Origin of the sequence: Pseudarthrobacter scleromae, assembly GCF_014644515.1 — a bacterium.
GTDB lineage: Bacteria > Actinomycetota > Actinomycetes > Actinomycetales > Micrococcaceae > Arthrobacter > Arthrobacter scleromae.
In genome coordinates, this window is record NZ_BMKV01000001.1 from 298,576 (window position 1) to 321,505 (window position 22,930).

General features: G+C 65.4%; 20 protein-coding genes. 12 read left to right on the top strand and 8 right to left on the bottom strand.

From position 1 onward, the window contains the following. Positions 1-119 precede the first annotated feature (119 nt). The 3 genes from IEX33_RS01375 to IEX33_RS01385 all read left to right on the top strand — a co-directional run bounded on the left by IEX33_RS01375 (position 120) and on the right by IEX33_RS01385 (position 6,710). Positions 120-3,680, top strand: a complete 3,561-nt coding sequence (locus IEX33_RS01375; protein ID WP_229675181.1) for a S8 family peptidase — start codon at positions 120-122, stop codon at positions 3,678-3,680. A gap of 441 nt (positions 3,681-4,121) precedes the next feature. Further along, positions 4,122-5,606 (top strand): S-layer homology domain-containing protein, encoded by a 1,485-nt coding sequence (locus tag IEX33_RS01380; protein ID WP_229675230.1) that lies wholly within the window; start codon positions 4,122-4,124, stop codon positions 5,604-5,606. A 288-nt stretch (positions 5,607-5,894) separates the two neighbouring features. Beyond that, positions 5,895-6,710: an MBL fold metallo-hydrolase gene (locus tag IEX33_RS01385; RefSeq protein ID WP_188727120.1), complete on the top strand. Its 816-nt coding sequence runs from the start codon at positions 5,895-5,897 to the stop codon at positions 6,708-6,710. A gap of 15 nt (positions 6,711-6,725) precedes the next feature. Here IEX33_RS01385 and IEX33_RS01390 read toward each other — a convergent pair whose 3' ends face one another. Next, complete coding sequence (locus tag IEX33_RS01390; protein ID WP_188727122.1) at positions 6,726-7,463, bottom strand: GAF and ANTAR domain-containing protein; 738 nt, start codon at positions 7,461-7,463, stop codon at positions 6,726-6,728. A gap of 148 nt (positions 7,464-7,611) precedes the next feature. On the opposite strand from IEX33_RS01390, the gene IEX33_RS01395 reads away from it, so the two are divergent. Together IEX33_RS01395 and IEX33_RS01400 are read left to right on the top strand one after the other, a co-directional pair. Then, entirely contained in the window at positions 7,612-7,749 is a 138-nt protein-coding gene (locus tag IEX33_RS01395) for a hypothetical protein (RefSeq protein ID WP_188727126.1), read from the top strand. Positions 7,750-7,826: 77 nt separating this feature from the next. Beyond that, positions 7,827-8,759 carry a lipid kinase gene (locus tag IEX33_RS01400; RefSeq protein WP_188727128.1) on the top strand — a complete coding sequence of 311 codons (933 nt, stop codon included), beginning with the start codon at positions 7,827-7,829 and terminating at the stop codon, positions 8,757-8,759. 63 nt (positions 8,760-8,822) lie between these two features. Here the strand turns inward: IEX33_RS01400 and IEX33_RS01405 are convergent, their stop codons facing one another. The 3 genes from IEX33_RS01405 to IEX33_RS01415 form a co-directional block, all read right to left on the bottom strand. After that, positions 8,823-10,901, bottom strand: a complete 2,079-nt coding sequence (locus IEX33_RS01405) for a matrixin family metalloprotease (RefSeq protein WP_188727130.1) — start codon at positions 10,899-10,901, stop codon at positions 8,823-8,825. Beyond that, on the bottom strand, positions 10,894-11,277 hold the full coding sequence (locus IEX33_RS01410; protein ID WP_188727132.1) for a hypothetical protein: 384 nt from the start codon (positions 11,275-11,277) through the stop codon (positions 10,894-10,896). Before IEX33_RS01410 ends, IEX33_RS01405 begins: the two co-directional genes overlap by 8 nt. 63 nt (positions 11,278-11,340) lie before the next feature. Next, a complete protein-coding gene (locus IEX33_RS01415; RefSeq protein ID WP_229675182.1) occupies positions 11,341-11,568 on the bottom strand; it encodes a three-helix bundle dimerization domain-containing protein in 228 nt (75 codons plus the stop codon). A gap of 226 nt (positions 11,569-11,794) precedes the next feature. Here IEX33_RS01415 and IEX33_RS01420 point away from each other — a divergent pair, with 226 nt between their 5' ends. From IEX33_RS01420 to IEX33_RS01430, 3 genes are all read left to right on the top strand, one after another. Then, the gene (locus tag IEX33_RS01420) at positions 11,795-11,932 is read left to right on the top strand and encodes a hypothetical protein (RefSeq protein WP_188727134.1); all 138 of its coding nucleotides are present in this window, start codon (positions 11,795-11,797) and stop codon (positions 11,930-11,932) included. Positions 11,933-12,042: 110 nt separating this feature from the next. Next, complete coding sequence (locus IEX33_RS01425) at positions 12,043-12,642, top strand: ANTAR domain-containing protein (protein WP_188727136.1); 600 nt, start codon at positions 12,043-12,045, stop codon at positions 12,640-12,642. Between the two features lie 184 nt (positions 12,643-12,826). Further along, complete coding sequence (locus IEX33_RS01430) at positions 12,827-14,059, top strand: acyltransferase family protein (protein WP_188727138.1); 1,233 nt, start codon at positions 12,827-12,829, stop codon at positions 14,057-14,059. 181 nt (positions 14,060-14,240) lie between these two features. Here IEX33_RS01430 and IEX33_RS01435 read toward each other — a convergent pair whose 3' ends face one another. Next, on the bottom strand, positions 14,241-14,945 hold the full coding sequence (locus tag IEX33_RS01435; RefSeq protein WP_188727140.1) for a TetR/AcrR family transcriptional regulator C-terminal domain-containing protein: 705 nt from the start codon (positions 14,943-14,945) through the stop codon (positions 14,241-14,243). Positions 14,946-15,120: 175 nt separating this feature from the next. On the opposite strand from IEX33_RS01435, the gene IEX33_RS01440 reads away from it, so the two are divergent. The 3 genes from IEX33_RS01440 (at position 15,121) to IEX33_RS01450 (ending at position 17,637) form a co-directional block, all read left to right on the top strand. Further along, positions 15,121-15,396: a hypothetical protein gene (locus IEX33_RS01440; RefSeq protein ID WP_104184486.1), complete on the top strand. Its 276-nt coding sequence runs from the start codon at positions 15,121-15,123 to the stop codon at positions 15,394-15,396. Positions 15,397-15,587: 191 nt separating this feature from the next. Further along, entirely contained in the window at positions 15,588-16,778 is a 1,191-nt protein-coding gene (locus IEX33_RS01445; protein WP_229675183.1) for a diacylglycerol/lipid kinase family protein, read from the top strand. Between the two features lie 37 nt (positions 16,779-16,815). Next, positions 16,816-17,637: an alpha/beta fold hydrolase gene (locus tag IEX33_RS01450; RefSeq protein ID WP_188727142.1), complete on the top strand. Its 822-nt coding sequence runs from the start codon at positions 16,816-16,818 to the stop codon at positions 17,635-17,637. Here the strand turns inward: IEX33_RS01450 and IEX33_RS01455 are convergent. The 3 genes from IEX33_RS01455 to IEX33_RS01465 all read right to left on the bottom strand — a co-directional run bounded on the left by IEX33_RS01455 (position 17,615) and on the right by IEX33_RS01465 (position 20,832). Beyond that, on the bottom strand, positions 17,615-19,417 hold the full coding sequence (locus IEX33_RS01455; RefSeq protein WP_188727144.1) for an EAL domain-containing protein: 1,803 nt from the start codon (positions 19,415-19,417) through the stop codon (positions 17,615-17,617). The two genes, IEX33_RS01450 and IEX33_RS01455, sit on opposite strands and share 23 nt — an antisense overlap. 342 nt (positions 19,418-19,759) lie before the next feature. Continuing rightward, the gene (locus tag IEX33_RS01460) at positions 19,760-20,656 is read right to left on the bottom strand and encodes a F510_1955 family glycosylhydrolase (RefSeq protein ID WP_188727146.1); all 897 of its coding nucleotides are present in this window, start codon (positions 20,654-20,656) and stop codon (positions 19,760-19,762) included. After that, positions 20,656-20,832, bottom strand: a complete 177-nt coding sequence (locus tag IEX33_RS01465) for a hypothetical protein (protein WP_172801451.1) — start codon at positions 20,830-20,832, stop codon at positions 20,656-20,658. The genes IEX33_RS01460 and IEX33_RS01465 overlap by 1 nt, the downstream gene beginning before the upstream one ends. A gap of 336 nt (positions 20,833-21,168) precedes the next feature. Between IEX33_RS01465 and IEX33_RS01470 the strand changes: the two genes are divergently transcribed. Then, on the top strand, positions 21,169-22,930 hold a 1,762-nt coding region (locus IEX33_RS01470; protein WP_229675184.1), incomplete at its 3' end, for a S8 family peptidase.

Sequence of the window (22,930 nt, forward strand, 5' to 3'; positions counted from 1 at the left end):
GACGCATTGTATGCGCCGGTCTTATGGCTTTGATAAGTACTTCATTGGTGGTCATGCCATCAAATGCAGATGACGCCCCCGTATTGCCGGCAGGACCGAGAACGGCACCATCAGTTGCCATGGACGTTCCCACTGACCAGTTCATTGTGAAGTTCAAAGAAGTGGCGAGCATTAGTTCTGCGGAGGAGAACCAGAAATTAAGCAGAGCAGCGTCTGAGGTGGGTGCGGCAGTCTCCGACGTGCGGGCCATTGCCAGCGGCGCTAGCGTCCTGCAGCTCGACGAAAAGCTTAGTGCGGCCCGGGCCGAACAAGTTCTGGACGATCTACGCTCAGACCCGGACATTGAATTTGCTGAACCGGATCAACTGATGCAGCCGATGGGGGACCCGAACGATTCCTTCTTTCCACTTCAGTGGGACATGTGGGAAGAAACTGCTGGTATGCGCATGCCGGAGGCGTGGGCAGTCAGCAAGGGCGCCGGTGCCACCGTTGCGGTGATTGACACAGGCATTACCAGCCACAGCGATCTAAACGCGAATGTTCTGCCCGGGTACGACATGATTTCCAATGCTTATCGTGCGCGCGATGCCGACGGTCGCGACGCCAACCCGCAGGACGAAGGTGACTGGACCTCAGACGGACAGTGCGGTTCTGGTACAGGGGGCGCCTATTCGTCTTGGCACGGGACACACGTCGCGGGCACTGTAGCGGCAATTGCAGACAACGGCCAAGGTGTTACCGGTGTGGCACCCGAGGCCAAGATTCTTCCCATTCGCGCACTCGGTGTCTGCGGGGGCTATACCTCGGACATTGCAGATTCCATCATTTGGTCTGCCGGAGGTGAAGTTCCAGGGGCCCCGATTAATCCAAACCCTGCGGGTGTCATCAACCTCAGCCTCGGTGGAACAAACGCATGCTCCTCCACGTACCAAAGCGCCATCGACTTCGCCTACGACGCCGGATCAGTGGTTGTAGTCGCTGCAGGAAACTCCAACAGGCCAGCAGCAGACTCAGCTCCTGCAAACTGCCAAAACGTGATTGCAGTGGGAGCCAGCACGCGTGGTGGGGGCCGAGCCCCCTATTCCAACTACGGCGGTACAGTGGATGTTTCGGCCCCGGGCGGCGACATGTCCCAGTCAGTCCAGAACGGCATTGCTTCAACCCTGAACAACGGTGCCTATGGCCCCGTCGCGGAAAACTACGTCTATTCGCAGGGAACGTCAATGGCGGCCCCGCACGTTGCGGGGTTGGCTGCATTGATGATGGCCGAAACGGGCGGACTTTCCCCGGCTCTGATCGAGGAAGGGCTCAAATCCACATCGCGACCGATGCCGCTTTGCAGTGAGGGCTGTGGAGCTGGCCTGGTGGACGCTGCGAGAGCACTGGGAGTGCCGGATCCGCAACCGGACCTGCCCCTTGAGCCGGCCGTGCCAACGGTATCCGGAGTCCTGAGTGAATATCACCAGCTTGTTGCCGCACCGGGCGATTGGGGCCCGGACGACGTCGCGTTCACTTATGAGTGGTTGGCCGACGGGAGGCCCATTAGCGGAGCTGGCGGCCCCACTTTGAATCTGTCTCTGTGGGAGATTGGCGACTACATCAGTGTAAGAGTTACCGGCCGCAAGGCGGGCTACGTTCCAGAGACGCGCACCTCAGAGCGAGTCGGCCCAGTGACGTTTGACTGGCAGGGCCGGAAGGCCATCCCAGCCGCTGTCGCATTCATGGACCGCGATGGAACTGCGGAAGATACTTACACAATTCCTTTCAGTCAGGGTGTTGACTATGTGGTCGGCGAAAGTGTGATGGAAGCTGGGACGTATCCAGCTGCAGGTGAAGTTTCGGTTTTGGCTCGCCCGCAGTCCGGGTATTCCATTTATTGGGGGGCCACAACCACGTGGTCCGCTAAGTTCAAGGCGTCTCCATACAAGATCACTCCCACCGCTGTCGTTTTCTCTGATGCCCCTGGCTCGACCAGGGACACCTATACGGTTCCCATGGCAGAGGGGGTCAATTATTTGCAGAGCGGTAAGTCCGTTGCCGCTGGGACCTACGCGGGTTCCGGTACGGTGACGGTGAGCGCAACAACGGTGGAGGACTATATCTTCTTGCCCGAAGCGGCTACGGAGTGGTCATTTACTTTCGATGCGGCAGCCGGCGAGGTAGTTCCAAAAGCCGTCGTCTTCATGGACAAGGACGGCACCGCCGAGGACGAGTATACGGTTCCGGTGACTGAGGGCGTTGAGTACCTGGTTGGGGACAAGGTGACCGCCGCCGGAGCCTATCCGGGGTCGGGGACAGTAACTGTGACGGCCCGCGCTATGACGGATTACGTGCTGGCTCCGGGTGCGACTGCTGAGTGGTCGCATGAGTTCAAGGCAACGCCGTATCCGGTGACTCCTGCCGCCGTGGTGTTCATGGATAAGGACGGCACTGCTGGGGACACGTATGTGGTTCCGGTGACTGAAGGCGTTGAGTACCTGGTCGGGGACAAGGTGACCGCGGCCGGGACGTATCCGGGGTCGGGGACGGTGACTGTGACGGCTCGGGCGAAGGCGGATTACGTGCTGGCTTCGGGCGCGTCTGCTGAGTGGTCGCACGAGTTCAAGGCAACGCCGTATTCGGTGACTCCTGCCGCCGTGGTGTTCACGGACAAGGACGGCACTGCCGAGGATACGTTCACGGTTCCGGTCACTGAGGGTGTTGAGTACCTAGTTGGGGAAAAGGTGACCGCGGCCGGGACGTATCCGGGGTCGGGGACAGTGACTGTGACGGCTCGGGCGAAGACGGATTACGTGCTGGCTCCGGGCGCGTCTGCTGAGTGGTCACACGAGTTCAAGGCAACGCCGTATCAGGTAGTACCGGCCGCCGTCGTCTTCATGGACAAGGACGGCACCGCCGAGGACACCTACACCATTCCGGGCACTGAGGGTGTTGAGTACCTGGTCGGGGACAAGGTGACCGCCGCCGGAACCTATCCGGGCACGGGGACAATCGCTGTGACCGCCCGTGCCAAGACTGACTATGTCCTCGCTGAAGGTGCCGTGGCGGAGTGGAGTTACACGTTCAAGACCACGTCTGCAGCCTACGTCCCGCCGGCCGATTCGCCTTTCGTAGACGTGTCCACGGGACAGCAGTTCTACAGGGAGATGGCGTGGCTGGCTGAGCGAAAGATCTCGACCGGCTGGGATGAAGGCAACGGGGTCCGGGCGTACCGTCCGCTGCAGGCGATTAATCGTGATGCGATGGCCGCGTTCCTGTACCGGATGGCTGGCTCGCCCGAGTACGCCGCGCCGGCCGTGTCGCCTTTCGCGGATGTGTCCACCGGACAGCAGTTCTACAAGGAGATGGCGTGGCTGGCTGAGCAGAAGATCTCGACCGGCTGGGATGAAGGTAACGGCGTCAGGACGTACCGTCCCTTGCACGCGATAAACCGTGATGCGATGGCCGCGTTCCTGTACCGGATGGCTGGCTCGCCTGAGTACACCGTTCCGGCCGTGTCGCCTTTCGCGGATGTGTCCACTGGACAGCAGTTCTACAAGGAGATGGCGTGGCTGGCTGAGCAAAAAATCTCAACTGGCTGGGACGAGGGTAACAGCGTCCGGACGTATCGGCCCTTGCAGGCGATTAACCGTGATGCGATGGCGGCCTTCCTGTTCCGCTTGGACGGACTCCTCGCCTGATCCAGCGAGGCATCCGATTTAGGGGCCCCGGCACGAAAGTGCCGGGGCCTTTCGCGTCCATAACGCCGGTACCCGAAGCTGAAAGGTGAGCAGTACGACGGCGGCCGTATGCCGGCGTCGTACGCCTTTCTCTTGAGCCTGGCTGGGACGGCGCTTTTTCGCCGAGTTCGTTGGAGCCAAAAGACCTAGAAAAATGCTCCCTGAATTGCTTCCCGCAATCTACACTCTGCCGGCATCCGGTGACGCATTTTGTTTCGGATCCAGAATTCTTGTGCAATGCGATACGATTCGCCTATTGCGCGTAGCCGCCCGCCCAGAGTGCGGCGATTGCACGCTCGCTGCTATCCAGCGTTCACTTTTCTATTGGGGGAAACTATGCTTCGGAATTGGGCCAGTCACGGCCTCAAGCGGGTCCTGCCGGCACTGATTCTGGCCGTGACGATGTCCCTGTTTGGCGCTCCTGCACAAGCAGAAGCGGAAGGGACAGGTTCGATTAGTGGCACCGTCACCACCAGTGCCGGTATCAGCGTCAATTGGCTTCCTGTGACGGTAATTGGCGCCACTGATGGCGAGCATTGGGGTTGGACCCGAACGGCGGCCGATGGTTCCTATAAAGTCACCGGATTACCGGCAGGCTCATACGTGGTCCGGGTCAGCGGCGTCAGCAGCGGCGGGCATGACACCTGGTATGGCGGAATTACACGAGAACTCGCTACACCCGTGCAATTAGCTTCAGCCCAGGATGCTATTGGGATAGACATCGAACTCCCCCTTGGCGGAACAATCTCCGGAAAGGTGACCGTCCCGGGAGGATTCACTTTCGATAAGATCACCGTGCACAGTTACCGGCTGGAATCCAACCAAAACGGCCCCTTCGCATGGGTGGACGCCCAGGGTAATTACCTGATAAAGGGATTGGCCCCAGGAACCTACACCCTCTACTTTTATCCCCAAAATCCCGACCTTCAACCCGTCGACTACGGCCGGGAACCGTCGAAGCTGCCCACACCGTTTACGATATCCGGACCCGAAGCAGTGACAGGCATTGACGCATATCTTCCCAAAGCGTCTGTGATTGAAGGGACACTGACACTGCCTGACGGCGCCACCATGGATGGCGTGCGCGTCACGGCAAGAAGCCTGGACAACAACCTGGTGGGTCACGGCACGGTGGGACCGGGCTCTTCGTACCGCATCACCGCTCTGCTCCCGGGCAGCTACCGGATCAAAGTATCCGCAGGAGCCAGCGGCATGGTTGATCAGTGGTTCACAGACGGGAGCTCGGCAGGCTCCGCCACCAGCGTTTCTGTCGGGTCAGAGGAAACAACCCGCGGCATCAACATGTCCTTGAAAGTAGCGCCGGCTTTTTTTGATGTCGCCGACGGTCTCCAGTTCTCTGAAGACATACGTTGGCTGGCAGCGCGGGGAGTGACTGAAGGTTTTCCGGACAATACCTACAAGCCCCTGGAAACCATTCACCGCGACGCGATGGCAGCTTTCCTGTACAGGGCAGCTGGCAGGCCGGAGTTTGTGCCTCCGGCCCAGTCACCTTTCCACGATGTGAGCCCTAATACGGCGTTTTACAAGGAAATCACCTGGTTCCATGCGGCGGGCATCACCAGGGGTTACGAGGACGGCACCTTCCGTCCTCAGAATGCGGTGAACCGGGACGCGATGGCGGCCTTCCTTCGTAGGTACAGCAACAACGTTTCCTGTATCCGGCCCAGGGAAGAAGTACCGGTCTTCACGGATAATCCTGCCACCGCGCAATTTGCTGAGGACATCGCCTGGATGTCCTGCTTCGGCATCTCCACAGGGTTCCCGGACGGAACCTACCGGCCCACCGAGCCTGTGCGACGGGACGCAATGGCGGCATTCCTTAAGCGCTGGTCGGAGAAGGCCGTACATGCATCGGGATTGAGCTAGGCACGAAAGGATGGGACGCAGCCCCGGTCTCCGGGCTGCGGAACTCGAAGCGGCCGCTCCTGGCTGCGCATCGCCCCTCGTCCGGAGTCTTTGTCCAGATATGCAAACCTGCCGCGTGGAAAGCCTGCAGATCTGGACAACAACTCACGCCGGGGGAGCAGGAGGTGAGAAGGCGACGGCGGCCGCGCGCCGCCGTCGTCCGTGCCCGGCCTCCCGGGAACTCCAAGCAGTGCTGGGTACAATCGACCACTAAACGAACACTGCTTTTGCCGGAGGTACGGAGAAACAATGCAGGAATGGCTCGAAGTCGGCGCTGACAACTATGTTCTGGTCACCGAAGGATCGCTGCTCAACACCGGGCTGGTGGTGGGGTCCGAGCGGGCCATGGTGATCGATACCGGCTGCGGCCCCCGGCAGGGTCAGGAGATCCTGGACGCGGTGCGGGAAAAGACCCAGCTGCCGCTCGTGGTGGTGAACACCCACGCCCATTACGACCACTTCTTCGGCAACGCGGTGTTCGCCGAGGCCGGCGTCACCGAGTTCTGGGCGCACCAGAACTGCGCCACCGAAATCGAGGAGCGCGGGGACCTGCAGCGCCGCTTCGTGGGGACCCTGGAACCGGAAATGTCCGTAGGCGAAGGCCAGAACGTAGAACTCGTGGTTCCGAACGCCATCGTCAAGGACCAGCCTGTGCTGGTGGACCTGGGCGGGATGACCGCCACCCTGTTCTACCTGGGCCGCGGCCACACGGACGGCGACCTGGTGGTGGGCACCCCCACCACCCTGTTCGTGGGCGACCTCGTGGAGCAGGGCGCCCACCCGTCCTTCGAGGACTCCTACCCTGAGGAGTGGGCGGATGCGCTCCGCCACATCTCAGCGCTGCGCCACCGCTACGAGTTCCTGATCCCCGGTCACGGGAAGCCCTGCAGCGACGAGTTCGTCAAGACCATGGCGAACACCCTGAGCACCGCGGTCCGCCAGGCACGCCAGTCCATCCGGGACACCCCGGACGATGCCACCAAGGCCATCCCCGTCCTGCCGTACGGGCCGGAGCAGTCCCGCTGGTTCATCAAGCGGCTGCAGGAGACCCGCCGGGAGCAGTAGCCGGGGGACGAGCGCTCAATCATCGAAGTGCGTGCGCACGGTGCGGCTCCCTGAGACGCCTGCCACCACTTCCTCGGCAACCGCGGCCAGTTTCTGGTTGCGGTTGCTGGACACCGCCAGCAGGATCTTCATGGCCTCATCCTGTGTGCACCGGTTTTGTCCCATGATGATGCCCGCGGCCAGGTCAATGACAGTGCGCTTTTCCATGGCAGCCCGGAGATCATTGGTGAGTTCGTCCTTGGCCGCCATTCTGACTGCCAGAGCCATCGTGTGGCCCGCCGATTCAGCGAACGCTGTGGCCCTGGCGATCATCGGCTCCGTGAGCGGACCGGCAGGGGAGGCAAAGAGATTCAGCGCCGCCGCCGCGTTTTCTCCGGGGTCAAGCGGAACACCGAGGCAGCTGCCGCATCCGGCCGCAGCCAGCGCCTTGCTGTACGTGGGCCAGCGGGAGTCGGTAGAGACGTCCGCCAGCAGCACCGGCCTGCCGGTCTTCAGGGCCTCGGTGCACGGCCCGCCGCCAACAGCCTGCTCAATCTCGTCCAGGCGCACAGCAACCTCGCTGCTGCCGGCAATCGTGACCGGACGCTTTTGCCGCCGCAACGTGACGGCACACTCAACTTTTGCCCCCGCCGCCTCCGTCATCACCTCGGCCCCGAGGGCGGTCAAACGGTTGAGGAAACTCCTGAGGTCCTCGAACGTGGCCAGGAGGCCCTGGAGCTGATCGTAATCGCTCTGAACGTGATTGATGGCCATGGGAACACCATAGGAATCTGGCCACCTGGAAGCAATGAGTGCTGCTGCGCTGAATTGGGCGTGCAACCGGCGCCCCAGTGGCGTGGATTAGTAAAACGAGTAGCGATTACTCGGGCCCCCAGCTCCTGTTGCTGCCTAGGTTCGATGCATGGCAGAAGTAATCAACCGCAAGCACGGCCGCCGCAGGATGGCCAAGGAACCCAAACGCGGCATCCAACCGTACGTGATCGTCAATGTTGTCCTGGCGGTAGGGCTGGCCATCGCCGCGTTCGCCCTGACACGGTAAGGCCACCAGCCCGATCCCGCACGTGCTGAGGGGTGTACTCAGGGAGTTCCCAGCCCGCCCGGCCTAGGATGTTCCCCATGATGATTGCCCAAGAGGCGAAGTCCGCTGCCGTGGTGATCAACGCCGGGGCGCGCCTGGGATCGGCGGGGCCGGCGCTGGCGGTGGACACCCTGCGAAGTGCGGGCCTGCCCATCTCCGCCGTGCACCAGATCCTGTCCGGCGCCGAGCTCGCCGGGACCCTGGACCGGGTGGTTGCCGAGGGGCACGACCTCGTGGTTGTTGGCGGCGGTGACGGGACGGTGTCCTTCGCCGCCGGCCGGCTCGCCGGGACACAAATCGTGCTGGGGGTCCTTCCGCTGGGGACGGCGAACGACCTTGCCCGCACCCTGGAGATCCCGGCGGATCTTCCCGGGGCGATAGCTGCCTTGGCCGGCGGGAAAGTGGTGGACATCGACATGGGGCGCGTGAACGGCCAGCCGTTCCTGAATGTTGCGTCCGTGGGCCTCTCGGTTGGGGTCACCGAGACCCTCAGCCCCCGCCTCAAGCGGTACCTCGGGCCCGTGGCCTACGCCGTTGCCGCCGTGCGCGCCTATGCCAGGCACCAGCCGTTCCGTGCCCGCCTCGAGTTCCCGGACGGGGACCACGAAACGCTGGAGCTCGAGAACCTGCTGCAGGTGGCTGTTGGCAACGGCCGGCACTACGGCGGCGGCAACGCGGTCTCGCCCACGGCCGGCATCGACGACCACCTGCTGGATGTCTACGCCATCCCGGGGGCGCCGCTCCGGGAGCACATCAGGATCGCCCGGATGCTCAAGAACGGCAGCTTCGTGGAGCGCAGCGGTGTGCACCACCTGACCTGCCGGCGCGTCCGGCTGGTCACCGAGCCGCCCATGCCGGTGAACCTCGACGGCGAGATCGCCACCGCCACCCCTGCCGACTTCACCATCGAGCGCAACGCCGTGCACGTGGTGGTGCCGCACGGCAGCACCAGCGCGCGGTTCGACGGGTAGTTCCCTGGTGAGAGTACGACGGCGGCCGCGCGCCGCCGTCGTACGTTTCAGTCCTGGAGCTGGTCAGGCGCCCATGCTTCCCGCCGGCATCTTCTCCTGCTCCTTGACGGAGGCGCCGCGGCTGCCCGCGGACTCCTTGGCGGCGCCGTCCTTTGAACCGCTGTCCTTTGAACCGCCGTCCATGCTCACGCCCGGCATGCCCGCGGGCTGCTGATGTCCGTTGGTGGTGACGCTCTCCTCCATGGCGCCGGCCGGCATCTCCACTGTCTGTTCCAGGGCACCGGCCGTGTCCCCGCCGCCCTCCCCGGTCATGGAGGCGGCGCCGGAGGCCCCGGTGGACTCCTCGGTCAGGAACGGCCTGGTCTGCCACTTGTGCCAGAGGGCGTTGTCCGTGCCGCGGACAAAGACCTCCAGGCGGCCGTCGGCGTTGGTGCCCACAGCAATGTTGGAGGTGAGGATGCCGCCCAGGGAATGCCAGTCGGACCAGCCGCTGTTCGGTGCGGTCTGCCACTTGTGCCAGAGGGCGTTGTCCGTGCCCCGTACGAAGACTTCCAGGCGGCCGCTCGCGTTCCTGCCCGCAGCGATGTCCGACGTCAGCAGCCCGCCCAGGGAACGCCAGTCCGACCAGCCGCTGTTGGGCGCTGTCTGCCATTTGTGCCAGAGGGCGTTGTCGGTGCCGCGGACGAAGACCTCCAGGCGGCCGTCGGCGTTGCTGCCGGTGGTGATGTTGGAGGTGAGGATGCCGCCCAGGGAGCGCCAGTCGGACCAGTTGCCATTGGGCGCGGTCTGCCATTTGTGCCAGAGGGCGTTGTCCGTGCCCCTGGCGAAGATCTCCAGCCGGCCGTCCGCGTTCCTGCCCACCGCAATCTCGGAGGTGATCACCCCGTCCAGGGAGCGCCAGCCGGCCCAGTTGCCGTTCGGCGCGGTCTGCCAGCGGTGCCACACGGCGCCGTCGTTGCCGCGGGCGAAAACTTCCAGCCGGCCGTCTGCATTGCGTCCAACCGCCGCGGGCCCGGTGATGCCGCCGCCCAGGGAGTTCCAGCCCGCCCAGTTGCCGTTGGGTGCGGTCTGCCACCGGTGCCAGAGGGCGTTGTCCGTGCCCCGGGCAAAGATCTCCAGCCGGCCGTCCTGGTTGTTGGCCGCGGCGATCTCGGAGGTGATCACCCCGCCCAGGGAGTTCCAGCCGGACCAGTCGCCGCTGGGGGTGGTCTGCCAGCGGTGCCACACGGCGCCGTCTGTTCCCCGGGCGAAGGCCTCCATCCGGCCGTCCTTGTTGTTGGCCACGGTCACGTCCGAGGTGACGACGCCGCCGAGGGAGTTCCAGCCGGACCAGGCCGCAGGGGCAGCCGGGTACAGGGCCCGGAAACCGTCGATGTCGTCCTGGGTGAGGGCACGCTTGGTGAAGTTGGAGGACACGGTGGGGGCCATCACGGCGTTCGCCACGCTGGTATGCGCCAGGCCCACAATGTGGCCGAACTCGTGCAGAGCCACCGTCTCGATATCGAAGGCGCTGGCCACGGCGCCGACGCTCCACACATGCTCGCTGTCATCGAAGTGGACCGGCTTGGGCAGCGTGGTGGTGATGACGCTGCAACCCGGCGGGAAGTCCGCGTGGGCCAGGACGCCGCCCACCATGGAGTGGTCCGGGTCCGCGGCCGGCCGCCACCCGATGCGGATGTCCGGGCTGGAACCCACGGCCACCTCGGTGAAGGTCAGCCCGCCCACGGCCTGCCAGGTCTGGATGGCGCGCCGGATGGCATCGAACTCGGCGTTGCCGGCGACGTCGTCCGTGCCGGTGTCGAACGCGTACGTCAGGGTCCGGTCCGCCCACGCACACGTTGTGGAAAAGGCGAGTTCGCCCGGCCGCACATCGGGAAGCCCGCAGCGCGGCCGCATCATGGCTTCGCGGGTGGCGTCGTCGAAAACGCCCGTGACCGGCAGGTGGAAGAACTCCTGGAAACTCCGGAGGGCCCCTTCGGTGGGGTCGTCCAGGACGCCCAGTTCCCGGGGCGTGGCTGGGCCCAGGTAGCCGAACCGCTCGAGGTACGTCTGCACTTTGCTGAAGCCGACATGGCGCTCGCCGGGGGAGGTGTTTTCGACGGCGGCCAGGTACGGGGCGCCGCGGTACTGCTCTTCAGGCATTGGATTCTCCTTCATCTGTTCTGATGCTTCGCAGGATCTGCAGGGCGACGTCCCGTTGGGCGCCGGCGGGCAGATGGACCACGGCGGTGGCGCGGCCGGGGATGGTGGCGGCAACGGTGCGGGTGCCGCCTTCCTCGAACACGACAAAGTCAGCGATGCTGCTGCCTACGGTTTCCCGCCAGTGTTCATAGCCGGGTTTGGCTGCATAGCGGGTGAGGGGATCGGCGAAGAGGCTCGCATCAACGGTCAGGCGCATGCCGGCACCCTCCAGGACAGCGGCGCTGCCCTCGATGCCGCGTTCAGGCGAGGGTGCCAGCGCGCTGGGAACGTCCAGCGCCAGGCCCGCCACCCGGAGGGAACTCCACCCCTGTTCCATGACCCCGTCCTCACATGCGAGGGACTACAGGATCGAGTTGACCAGACGCGCGTTACTGCGCCGTTACTGGCTCAACGGTGCCGGGATCAAAAGGTGCTGGCGGGCCAGCCGGAGCTTCGCGGCGCGTTCAACCAGGATGGGGATGTAGTCCCGGACGCGGCCCTCATCAAACAGGCTGTGTTCATGGGCAACCACATCCTCAATGACGGAGCGCGGCTGGCCGGGGAAGTGCGCGGCGAGCCGGTCCACCACGTCCGTGAGTGCCTGCGTTTCGGTCTTCTTGAGCATCATCACCATTCCTGCTGGAAGGAGAACTGGCTACCACCTGTACGTTCCTGAGCCGGACGTGCATGGATGAATCATACGAACGCGGGTCCCCGAGGGAAACCACTTATTGGAAGTCTGCGGATATCCGCAGGCGTCCTTGGTGCCGGCACGCTTAAGCCAGTAGTGGACTCTCAGAGGACAAGTAGGCAATACGCGGGCGCCTGTGTACGGGGCTCCGTAGAGTCGGCGCATGGCAGATGCAATGAACCGGAAGCACGGCCGCAGAAGAGGGCCGGGGCCCGCGAAGGGCAGCAGGCGGCAGCTTGCCGTCCTTGGCATCTTTGTCCTGGTGGTCCTGGCGGTGGCCGCCTTCGCCCTGACGCGGTAGGCATGTGTGCTGCCGCTGCCTGGGCGGAGTGTTCCCTCGTTTAGGATGTTCTCATCCTTTAAGTTTCCGGGCCGGGGGAAGCCCGGACAGAGCACACCGAATGGCCCGCAGTGACATCCAGCAACAATTCCCCCGCACTTTCGTCAGCAAAAATCCCCCACGATGACTTTCTGGACTGTCCCACGGGACTCGTCGAGTACTACTTCGCAGAGGGCGTCTTCCACTGGTCGGAAGGCCTGTACCGCATCTACGGATACGAACGCGGCGACGTTGTCCCTTCCATGGACATGGCCTTCGCCCACATCGAGCCTGCGGACCGGCCCGCTGTCCAGGCCTACTGGGACCGCGTCGCAGCGGTCGGAGGCCCGTCGTCCATCTACGTGTCCATCCGCGACCTCAAGGACCGCCAGCACAAACTGCTTTTCTCCGCGGACTACATCCTTGAGGGTGGTGCGCCTGTGGGCGTGTGGGGCGTGGTGGTGGACCTCACCCAGTCCATCCATTCCGACCGCCACCAGCTCGCAACCGAGGCCGTGGCTGCGTCCGCCCTCAACCGGGCCGTCATCGAACAGGCCAAGGGAGTCCTGATGGGACGCTTGGGCATAACCGCCGACAAGGCGTACGACATCATGAGCCAGCAAAGCCAGGATACGAACAAAAAGGTCTATGCCATCGCCCACGAGATCGTGGAACGCGCTGCCCGCCGCTAAGCAGCGGCTTCAGCATCTACAGGGACCAGAGCTGGGCCTAAGGTGAGGCGTACGACGGCGGCACGCGCCGCCGTCGTACGCGTTTGCCTTGGGTGCGTGGAGCTTACGTCCAGCTTCCGCCCAGCGCAGTTACCGAAACGTTATATATGCTTGATGGGTGGTTTTTAGGTCAAGCAGTGGAAATTTGTCAGCTCCGGAACGTCCGGCCGCGTCCGGCGGCGGGCTCATCTCCGGGCGGAAGCACGCCCTGGACGGGCTCCGGACCATCGCCGTGGCGGGGGTCTTCTTCTTCCATACCGTCACCGAGCTGGTCCCGGGCGGATCCATCGGCGTGGACGTGTTCTTCACCCTCAGCGGCTTTGTGATCACCCTCCTGATCATGAAGGAGTACCTGGCCACCGGACGGCTGCGGCTGGGGATCTTCTACGCCAAGCGGCTTGCCAGGCTCTGGCCGGCGCTGCTGGCGCTGTGCGGCGTGATCGTCACAGTGGGAGTGGTGTTCCCGGCGTCCAAGTGGGCCGGCCAGGAAGGCTATGTCCTCCCGGCCGCCGGCTACGTGATGAACCTGGCGAGGATCGGGCTGTTCGGCGAGTCCATCGCCGGTGAAACCCTCGGCCCCGCCTGGACCCTGGCCGTGGAGGAACAGTTCTACCTGATATGGCCGGTGCTCCTGCTGGTGCTGCTGCGGTTCTGGAAGGTGCGGACGGTCGCCTGGATCACCGCCGGGCTGGCCGCGGCATTCCTGCTGGAACGGTTCGTCCTGGTGCTGCTCGGGGCCCCGCTGAACCGCCTCTACAACGGCCCGGACACCCGGGCGGACGAGCTGCTGATCGGGTGCACCCTGGCCCTCGCCTTCACCACCGTCACCCCCGGATCACGGCCCCACGAATCCCTCCGGAACGCTGCGCGGTGGGCCGGGCCGCTTGCCGGAACCGCCCTCCTGGCCGCCGTGTTCCTGCTGAAGGAACCGGACACCCCCGGCCTCTGGTTCAGCGCCTTCTGGACGGTTGGGCCCACGGTGCTGTCCCTGCTGTCCGCGGTGCTGATCGGATCGCTCGTCCTGCAGCCGGCCGGGTTTGCGGGACGGGTGCTCAGCCACCCGTGGCTTGCCGGGCCGGGCCGGGACCTGTCCTACGCGATCTACCTCTGGCACCTGCCGATTTACCTGCTGCTGATGCCGCTCGTCCCCTCGCTGTGGCTCCGGGTGGCGCTGGCCGCGGCCCTGACCGTGCTGCTGGCAGTCGCGTCCCACCGCCTGGTGGAAACGCCCGTCCGCCGCTGGGCCAACGCAAGGCTGGAGCCCGCCGTCGTGCCTTACGCTCCCGGACGCACCGCGGAACGTACCGGTGAAGGCTCCGAGGAACGCGGGCGTGAACTCGTGGCGGCCACCCGCCTGCACGCCCGTGGCCAGGCATGACAGGACGGGTGAACGGGTTCTGAAATTTACTTGCCCCGGACCCCTTTACTTGACGGAATCCAGTTACTAGAGTCAGTTCTTGTCATAGTCCGGATGGGCGCCAGGGGGCGTCCGGGAAGGGGGAGTGCATCACCGCTGACCTAGACCGAAAGACAATTGACCACTACGTTGAAGGCCCCTCCTAGGAGGGGCTTTCCCTTTGCCCCGCGGAGAGCTGGCTGGTCAGTCCGGAGAGCAGGATGGCGAGCCCCTGGTCCAGCTCGGCGGCGCCGTCGTAGTCGGCCAGGACCGGGCCGAGCGCCCGGAGGTGCGGGAAGCTTTTCGCCGGCAGGCGGTGGAGGCCAAGGCGGAGGATGGCCTCATTCTCGTCCGGGTCAACGATGTACTCCTGGAGCTCGTTCAGGATATGGCCGTAGAGGAAGCCGTAGTAGGCGCGGTAGACGTGCAGGGCCACAGCCGGCGTGAAGCCGGCCTCAATCAGCAGGGCAAGGATCTGTTCCAGCGGGCGGAGGGTACCCAGCGGGCGCAGCCCCAGGGGAGTGGAGAGCGGGCGGGTGACCAGCAGCGGCACCACGTTGGGATGCCGCAGCGCCAGGAGCCGCAGGTCATGGGCGATTTTGCGGAGCTGCGACTGCCAGTCGGGATCGTCAGGGAAGATCGCCAGCTCGTCCAGGACCAGTTCGGAAACACCGTCCAGCAGGGCCGCGCGGTTGGCGGCGTAGCGGTACAGGCTCATGGGATCCCGGTCCAGCTCCTGCCCCAGGCGCCGCATGGTCAGGGCATCCAGTCCTTCAGCGTCAACCAGTTCAAGGGCGGTGGAGAGGACAAGCTCCCTGCTCAGGGGCGCTTTCCGGGAACCTGCTTGACTGCCGGCACTGTCGGCCATAAAGAATCCATCCTGTTGGGCGTCGGGCATCTCCGGTTGGACGATTCCTCAGCTTGCTTATTATCTAGTCTACGCATAAAGTCTACAGTGTAGAGAATTTGTCAACATGGTTTCAGTAGAGGGATCAGAGTTTGCATGGCCGCCACGGCCGCTCACGCCATCCCAGGAGAAACACATGTCTACCCACACCCAGAACAACCACGCCGCCCCGGTGCGCAACGCCAACGACATCAAGATCTCAACGCGGACCCTCGAGTTCGCCGTCTACGTTGCCGCAGTCATTGCCACGATCATCACCGCCGCTGTGGTGGGGGATGACGGCAGCGAGAACGGCGTCGACGTCTTCAACGCCAGCCAGGCCATGCAGTACATTACCTTCCTCACGGTTGGCCTGATGGTGGCCCGCGGCCTGGCGAAGGCCGGCAACCGGGTCCACAACACCCACGCCTAACACGCGCTCCCGGCCCAGTGCCGGGAACTGAACGATCCTGGTGCGGCACCCCTCCGGTGCCGCGCCAGGATTGTCCCCTTTCCCCTTTTGTTTGTACGTCGTTTGAGAAGAGCCACCATGGCAGCAGCACCCGCCTCCCAGGTCCCCGGGGACGCCACCCACCAGGCCGTGGTCTGACCGCGTTGACCGTCTTGACCACACACGCAGCCACCAGTTACGTGCCCAGGGATGTCCACCAGCCACGCGGAAAGCGCCCCTGGTGCGCCAACTGCGATACCGACCAGCACCTGATGGTCGAGTTCCCCGGCATCACCGGCAGGCAGGCAGGCTCCCTCGCCGTCGCCGTCCACTGCTCGCAGTGCAGCGTCTCCAGGGTCCTGGACACCACCCTGGACCACGTCGCAGCCCTTCCCTCCCGGCTGTCCCCGCAAACCGGTGCATCACCCCGCCCTACACGGCAGGCGGCACCACGAAAGCCACCCATGAAAACTGCACGCACGTTCGAATCAATCGTCATCATCTTCAACCCCAACAGCACCGGCGACGCCCCCACGCTCGCCGAGCAGCTGCGCTCGGACTTGGAAGACCGCCTTCCCTACGCCGCCAGCATCACCCTTCAGCCCACAGGACATGCCGGCCATGCCGTGGAACTGGCCCGTGACGCTGCCCGCGGTGCAGGGAACGTGCTGGTAATTTCAGTGAGCGGCGACGGCGGCTACAACGAAGTTGTCAACGGCGTCATGCAGGCCGGCAACCCTGACGCCGTCTGTGCCGTGATGGCGGCCGGCAACGCCAACGACCACCGGCGCACAACCGGCACCCAGCCGTTGGAGGAAGCCATTGCCAGCGGCTCCGTCCGGCACATCGACCTCCTGCGCATCAGCACAGGCGACGGGCCTGACGCGCCCTCTGAGTACGCCCACTCCTACATCGGCTTCGGCCTGACCCCGGTCATGGCGATCGACCTGGAAAAGGGCAGCAAGGGCGCGCTGAAGGAAATGGTCTCCGTGATGCGCACGTTCTCGAAGTTCAAGCCGTTCGAGATCCGCCACACAGAGGGCAGGCGCCGCAAGTTCGACAGCCTGGTCTTTGCCAACATCGCCCAGATGGCCAAATACGCCACCCTCAGCGAAGCTGACCACAGGCTCCAGGACGGCAAGTTCGAAGTGGTGACCTTCCCGCACCGCTCAAAGCTGCGGATCCTGCTGACGGCGCTGCGGGCAGCAACCCGGGGCCTGGGCGATCAGCCGAGCGTCAGCAGCTACGGGTTCACCACCCTCAAACCCATCCCGTACCAGATCGACGGCGAAGTGAAATCCGTTGACGCGGACACCGCGGTAACCATCCGGTGCGCCCCCGCCGCCCTCGCCACCCTTGGCTGACCACCCGCCGGCACGGCCCCCATTGAAGGGAACATCGGTGCACACCGAGACCAACCACCAGCACAACTCCATCGAACCGCCGAAGTCCAGCGGACCTCTCTCCTGGATGCGCCAGCCGCTGACGCCAAGGGTTGTCACCACGGGGTCCCTGACCTCGCACGTGCACTCCCTTGCAGGGCCGCCGGAAGGTGGTCCTGTCTACGTGCTGCTCCACGGCATAGGCATGTCCCACCGCTACTTCCGCAGGCTCCAGATTGTCCTGTCCGGACACGGGGACACACACTCCATCGACCTGCCCGGATTCGGTGCCACGCCGCGCCCGGACCGGCAGCTCAGCATCTCCGACTACGCCGACGTCATCGCCGCAACGCTGCAAAAAATGGGCGCCGGCCGGGTGGTGGTGGTGGGGCACTCCATGGGCTCCCAGTTCGCCACGGAACTCGCGGTCCGCCACCCGGGCATGGTGTCCCACGTGGTGCTCCTGGGCCCGGTAGTGGACTCGGCACGCCGGACCGTCCGCCAGCAGACCCTGGCCCTGGGCCTGGATTCGCTGAGGGAAAGCCCCGTGGGCAATGCCATCGTGTTCACCGACTACGTCCGCGCCGGCATGCGCTGGTACCTCACCGAACTTCCGGTCATGATGTCCTACGACCTCGAAGGAAGCCTGGCCCAGGTGGCACAGCCGGTCCTGGTGCTCCGCGGCTCCAAGGATCCCGTGGCCTCCCGGTCCTGGTGCGGCAAACTCGCCGCCACTGCCCCGGACGGGCGCTACCTCGAAATTCCCGGAAAGCCGCACATCGTCCAGCACGGCGCAGCGGAGAGCACGGCCGCCGGCATCATGGCACTCGCCGCCGGCTGAGCACATCGAGCTCAGCCGGAGGCAGCGGCCTCGCGATGAGGTACCCCTGGGCGGTGTCGCAGCCCAGCTCGCGCAGGACTGCCAGCTGCGTTTCCCGCTCCACGCCCTCGGCGGTGGTCCGGAGGCCCAGGGCCCTGGCGGACGCCATGACGTTGGCCACCAGAACGGCCGAGGTGGGATCGGTATCGATGGTGTCGATGAAGGACTTGTCCAGCTTCAGCCCGGTAAGGGGAAGCTCCCTGAGCAGTGAGAGGGACGAGTACGCCGTCCCGTAGTCGTCCAGGGCCACCCCAATGCCCGCCCCGATCAGCGTGCGCAGCTGGGCCGCCGCAGACGAAAGGTCCACGATCGCGGCGCTCTCCGTGATCTCGACGTTCAGCAGCGAGGGCGGCACCCCATGCCGTTGCAGCGATCCGTGGATGACCGTGGCCAGGTTTCCGGCGGCCAGCTGCAGCGGCGAAATATTCACCGAAATGGCCCGCGGCGTGCCGGCGTCCGCCCATAGCCGGGCTTGCGCGCAGGCCTGGTCTATAACCCACTGGCCCACTGCGTGGATCATGCCGGTGTGCTCGGCCACGTGGATGAACTCGGTGGGGGAGACGGCGCCCAGTTCAGGGTCGTGCCAGCGCAGCAGAGCCTCCACCGCGGGGCACTCACCGGTGGGAATGTCCATCAGCGGCTGGTAGTGGAGGCTGAACGCTGCGCTGCTGAGTGCGTGGGGCAGCCGACGGCGGATCAGGGCCTGGCGGGCGAAGCGGCTTTCCGGCCGGGAAGGATCGATGCGGCCCAGCCTGCGCTTGCCTTCGTGCTTGGCCTGCAGCATTGCCGCATCCGCCTGGCGCAGCAAGTCTTCGAGCTGCGTCCCGGGCTCCTGCCCGCCGGCACTGACACCTGCCCCGCCGTCGCGTGCCCCAGGATCGCCTGCCCCGACATCGGCGGCCATGGCCAGCCCCAGGGTGGCGGAGACGTGGAGCAGGTGTCCGTCATGGACGAACGGCTCATCCAGGACACGGAGGATCCGGTCCGCGAGAGCGCGGGCACTGGCTTCATCGACGTTCGCCAGCAGCACGGCGAACTCGTCCCCGCCCAGCCGGGCCACCCTGTCCGCGGCCCTGGTGCAGGCCTTAAGCCTCGCAGCGAAGGCCGTGAGCACACTGTCCCCGGCCCTGTGCCCGAACGTGTTGTTGATGACCTTGAAATCGTCCAGGTCCACGTAGAGCGCCGCCGTCCGGGCAGAACCGGAGCCGGCCAGCAGGGCCTGCCCTGACTCTTCGAGTCCCAGCCTGTTGGCCAGGCCCGTGAGGGGGTCATGGAGCGCGGCATGCCGGAACACATCCGAAAGGCCCTCCAGGACCTGCGAGACGGGCACCACGCGCGGGCTCCCCGATGCGGGAACCACGAGCACATCCTGGTATCTGCTCTCCTCAGGCCGGTCCAGCAGCGCGGCGGCGGCCGCCCGAAGGTCCAGGGACGGCGGCAGGCTGAAGGTGGTGCAGGGCACCAGCGCCTCCGCCGTCACGCGGGCGTTCAACGCGCGCCCGTAGCCCAGCCGCCCGGTCATCTGGTGGTCCAGCTGGTCCCGCGTCAGCAGGGTGGGTATTCCCCGGACCTCAACCACCACGGCCCGGAGCCCGCGGTCCTCCCGGAACAGCGCCTCGATCTCTCCCGAGGGCGTGTCGCCGCTCAGGACCATCGCCTCAAAACCGAGGTCACCCAGCGTGGGCGTGGACGGCTGCACAGCGGAGACGGGACGGAGGGGAGGAGGCCACGCGTCCTGCATATCAAGCGAAAGCTAACGGAAGGTGAACATTTAGGCGAGATGTACGACGGCGGCGCGCACCGCCGTCGTGCATTCCCGCCTGGTGTCCGTGGCAGGGAACTGCACAGATCTTGACCAAACACGCGGGCGATCCTTCGCCCAATCCTGAGCCTCCGGGCGTAGTTTGGGCACCCAGGCAGTACGGAAGGGGAGTGGAGACAATGACCATCACCGAATACGTTGCAGCCCTTGGCGGGATGCTGGCCTCTCTTGGCGGAGTGGGCCTCCTGGCGGCGGGACTGATCCGGTTCAGGGCGCGCCACTAGGCGGGCGGCCGCAGGCGGCTGCTCAGTCCGCGCCTGCTCAGTCCGCGTCTGCGGGCCGGAAAGTCATGCCACCATCCGTGGACACGATGACCCCGTCCGCCGTGGCGGCCCAGATCCAGGGGCGGCCATCCTCGCCCTTGAGGGCGGCGATTGCCATGACTTCGGCGTCGATGCGGCCCTGTTCGGTCCACGTTTCGCCGGCGTCTGCGGAGTAGTGGACAGTGCCGTCCGGTTCTACGCCCACGGCTTCCGCCGGGTGGGCGAACGCCGCGAACTGGACCACCGGGCCGTTCTCCAGCGGCGTCCAGGTGCTGCCTGAGTCCGTTGAGCGCTGGATGCCGCCCTGGGTGGTGGCCAGGACGGTGGTGCTGTCCGGGTGGCCGGCGAGGACGGCCGGGGTGAAATCTGCGGCGACTGTGCTCCAGGCCTTGCCGTCAGGGCTGGTCCGCAAGGCGCCGTCGAAGGCCACGATTCCCGCCTGGGTGGCGGTCAGCGCGTGGAAGTCGGATTCGCCCTGCCGCGAGAGCTGCTCCCAGGTCTTGCCGCCGTCGGAAGATCTCAGCAGGCCCAGGGGGTCGGGCAGGTCCGAACCCGGGCCGGGGTGGCCGGAGGCGTAGAAGACACCGTCGGAGGGGCCGGGGGTGAAGCCCATGAGGTCGTTGGTGCCGCCGATTTTGGTGGCCGGGGCGGTAGTGACGTCGAACAGGCCGTCGTGTGTGGCCAGGAGTACCTGGCTGGTTTCGCCGCTGACGGCGATGCCGTGGACGTGGGAGCCGGGCAGCGTGCTAGGGGCGCTGCCCGTGCCAGTCGCAGTGCCGTTGGTGCCCGGTGCCGGGCTTGAGGCGGAAGCGCAGCCTGCAAGGGCGAGCAGCGCGGCCGCCGCGGCGGAGAGCGCTGCAAAATGTCTGGTGCTGCTGGCGTGCTGGCGGGGCATTACTGGATCAGGTAGTGGCGTTCTTCAGCTTTGGGAGTCTTCGGGAAGAAGGACTGGCCCAGCGCCTTCAGGCCGATCGCGGGCAGCAGGACCAGCGCCACGCTGACGGAGAGAGCGGTCCAGCCCAGGTCCTCGAGCGGGCCAAGGGTGCTCCCCTGGGGAGAAGTAGTGTTCACGACTGCGCCTTATGTGAGACCGATGGGAAACGGATACCTGCCCTGGTGCCCGGACAAAACCCTCCCAGGTGTGTGTCCGCCAGCGAAGCAGGAATCCCTCCAAGGTTACGGCACCCGTGCGGAGCCGCGGAAATGGTGGGCGCCGCCGGCGTCGCCCGGCTGCCTCCGCTTCGTCACAAACGCTGCCTCCTCCGGGAAAGCAGGTCATCTACCGCGGGCACCGTTCACCTGCTTCCTGCTTATCGCTAGAATCGCCGAGGGGGGTCAGCCCGGTGATTCCCGGCTGACCGCGCCAGCTTCGAGTGCATGGCGCCTGTCCTTAAAGGAAGCCCGCCAATGACCCACCACTTCCGGCCCTTCGCCGCCGTCGCCATCTCCTTGGCCGCTGTCCTGGCGAACACAACCCTGGCAGCTCTCCCCGCCCAGGCCGATGACCACCTGGACGATATCCGGAGGACGCCGCCGCGGGCGGCTGCTCCTGCGGTGGCCCCCGCCACGGACCAGTTCATCGTTGGGATCAAGGGAGGTCCCGGTATTGCGTCCGAGGCGGCGGTCACCTCCGAGGCTGCCGGCAAGGCCGCGGGCAAGCTGGGCATCGCGGCCCGGAACATCAAGGGCACCGCCGCCGGCGGGCAGGTGGTGAAAACCAGCCGGCCCCTTCCGGCCGCCGAAGCGGCTGCTTTCCTGGCCTCGCTGCGCTCCAGCCCCGGCGTGGCCTACGCCGAGCCGGACATCATCATGTACCCGTCCGCCGTCGCTCCCAGTGATCCCTGGTACCCCGCGCAGTGGAACCTCTGGGAGGAAACCGCGGGGATCCGTGCCCCGCAAGCCTGGGAAATCAACCGCGGTGAAGGCGCAGTGGTGGCGGTGGTGGATACAGGAATCACCAGCCACTCGGAGCTGAACTCCCGGGTCCTGCCCGGTTATGACATGGTCTCCGACGTTGAAACCGCCAGGGACGGCAACGGGCGCGACGCCAACCCGCAGGACGAAGGGGACTGGTGCGTCGGCGAGAACCCGTTCTCTTCCTGGCACGGAACCCACGTGGCGGGAACAATCGCGGCCGTTGGCAACAACAACAAAGGCATCATCGGTGTCGCCCCGGAAGCCAAATTACTCCCCGTCCGCGCCATCGGTGCCTGCGGCGGCTACGCATCAGATGTGGCCGATTCGATCATCTGGGCGGCCGGCGGGCAGGTCGCCGGCTCGCCGGTGAACCCCAACCCCGCGCGTGTGATCAACGTCAGTGTCGGCGGCGAAGAGCCCTTGTGCTCCGTCACGCAGCAGAACGCCATCAACTTCGCCTACAAGGCGGGCGCGGCCGTGGTGGTTGCCGCCGGAAACTCCGGCGAAAATGCAGCCGGCACCAGCCCCGCGAACTGCCAGAACGTCATCGCAGTGGCCGCCGCCGGACGCGACGGCGGCCGCGCCTCCTACTCAAACTACGGGCCTGCCGTCGACGTGACTGCCCCGGGCGGCGACACAAGCAACCAAGGCGACATACCCAACCCCTACGCCGAAGGCATCCTTTCCACCTCCAACTTTGGCTCCGCCGGCCCGGAACAGGAAGCCTATGCGCTACTCGAGGGCACATCCATGGCGGCACCCCACATAGCTGGGGTGGCCGCCCTGCTGATGTCCCAGAAGGGCAGCACCTATACACCCGACATGGTGGAGAAACGGCTCAAAGCCACGGCCCGGCCGCTGCCTGTAGCCTGCGCCGAGGGCTGTGGTGCGGGACTGGTGGATGCAGCAACAGCCCTGACGTCCGCCGCCTACGTAGCCCCATCGGTCTCGCCGTTCCATGACGTTTCCACCGGGCAGCAGTTTTACAGGGAGATGGCGTGGCTTGCCCAACGGGGCATTTCAACGGGCTGGGTGGAGGATGGCCGCCGGCTGTACCGGCCGCTGCAGTCCATCAACCGTGACGCGATGGCCGCGTTCCTGTACCGGATGGCAGGGTCGCCAGACTATACGGCGCCCGCTGAATCGCCTTTTGATGATGTTGTTACGGGGCAGCAGTTCTACAAGGAGATGGCGTGGCTCGCCGAGAGCGGCATTTCGAAGGGCTGGGTAGAGGATGGCCGCCGGCTGTACC

What these genes read in the sequence shown, in the direction of transcription:
- IEX33_RS01375 (WP_229675181.1), top strand. Translation starts at nt 120, where the DNA reads ATGGACGTTCCCACTGACCAGTTCATTGTGAAGTTCAAAGAAGTGGCG.
- IEX33_RS01380 (WP_229675230.1), top strand. Translation starts at nt 4,122, where the DNA reads ATGTCCCTGTTTGGCGCTCCTGCACAAGCAGAAGCGGAAGGGACAGGT.
- IEX33_RS01385 (WP_188727120.1), top strand. Translation starts at nt 5,895, where the DNA reads ATGCAGGAATGGCTCGAAGTCGGCGCTGACAACTATGTTCTGGTCACC.
- IEX33_RS01390 (WP_188727122.1), bottom strand. Translation starts at nt 7,463, where the DNA reads ATGGCCATCAATCACGTTCAGAGCGATTACGATCAGCTCCAGGGCCTC.
- IEX33_RS01395 (WP_188727126.1), top strand. Translation starts at nt 7,612, where the DNA reads ATGGCAGAAGTAATCAACCGCAAGCACGGCCGCCGCAGGATGGCCAAG.
- IEX33_RS01400 (WP_188727128.1), top strand. Translation starts at nt 7,827, where the DNA reads ATGATGATTGCCCAAGAGGCGAAGTCCGCTGCCGTGGTGATCAACGCC.
- IEX33_RS01405 (WP_188727130.1), bottom strand. Translation starts at nt 10,901, where the DNA reads ATGCCTGAAGAGCAGTACCGCGGCGCCCCGTACCTGGCCGCCGTCGAA.
- IEX33_RS01410 (WP_188727132.1), bottom strand. Translation starts at nt 11,277, where the DNA reads ATGGAACAGGGGTGGAGTTCCCTCCGGGTGGCGGGCCTGGCGCTGGAC.
- IEX33_RS01415 (WP_229675182.1), bottom strand. Translation starts at nt 11,568, where the DNA reads ATGATGCTCAAGAAGACCGAAACGCAGGCACTCACGGACGTGGTGGAC.
- IEX33_RS01420 (WP_188727134.1), top strand. Translation starts at nt 11,795, where the DNA reads ATGGCAGATGCAATGAACCGGAAGCACGGCCGCAGAAGAGGGCCGGGG.
- IEX33_RS01435 (WP_188727140.1), bottom strand. Translation starts at nt 14,945, where the DNA reads ATGGCCGACAGTGCCGGCAGTCAAGCAGGTTCCCGGAAAGCGCCCCTG.
- IEX33_RS01440 (WP_104184486.1), top strand. Translation starts at nt 15,121, where the DNA reads ATGTCTACCCACACCCAGAACAACCACGCCGCCCCGGTGCGCAACGCC.
- IEX33_RS01455 (WP_188727144.1), bottom strand. Translation starts at nt 19,417, where the DNA reads ATGCAGGACGCGTGGCCTCCTCCCCTCCGTCCCGTCTCCGCTGTGCAG.
- IEX33_RS01460 (WP_188727146.1), bottom strand. Translation starts at nt 20,656, where the DNA reads ATGCCCCGCCAGCACGCCAGCAGCACCAGACATTTTGCAGCGCTCTCC.